Source organism: Janthinobacterium sp. BHSEK (genome assembly GCF_056174685.1).
Genome location: NZ_JBWBYV010000142.1, coordinates 1 through 578, shown reverse-complemented (window position 1 = coordinate 578; position 578 = coordinate 1). Strand labels below are relative to the sequence as shown.

Sequence of the window (578 nt, the reverse complement as noted above, 5' to 3'; positions counted from 1 at the left end):
TAACCGCTCTGGTGCGGCTCATTGCGCGCTTGGCCCCTTCGAGCAGGCGCACCACGCGCGCTTTCTTTTCGTGCGCGCGCGCCGTGCGGCGCAGAGCCAGGTCCAGGTTGGCTTGTGTCGGCTGGGCGATTGCGGTGGCGACGGCAGCCAGTGCGTCAGCGTCGGCGCTGGCCATTTCGCATACGTCGGACAGCCCGAGGCCTATTTCGTCGGCCGTTTCCAGGGATCGCACGCAAAGGCCGAAACGGTGCAGCAATTCGTTCAGGCAATCCATCCGCTCGGCAGGCGGCAGGCCGGCCAGCACTGACAACACGAAATTGGCCGGCAACAGGTTGTTTTCCTTCGATTCATCATCCAGCCAGCGCAGTACGCGGTCGCCGTTGTTTTTCGTGCGCTGGTACTCGTCCGGATGGGGTTCGAAGCGAATTCCGGTGGCAGCCGGACCACCAACCTCGTCGTGCGCCTGGACGATCACGCTGATCGCGCTGTAGCTCGACAGGCCGGCATCTTTTCGCCAGGAGCTGACGTGTTCGCGCAGGATGCCGATCAGAGTTTTCTTGTGCGAATCGTTCCGCATG

General features: G+C 63.0%; 1 protein-coding gene. It reads right to left on the bottom strand.

Features of this window, described 5'->3' with window-relative positions; genetic code table 11:
- A partial coding sequence (locus AC0V2Y_RS27575) for a hypothetical protein (RefSeq protein WP_475418422.1) occupies nt 1–578 on the bottom strand: 578 nt, incomplete at both ends.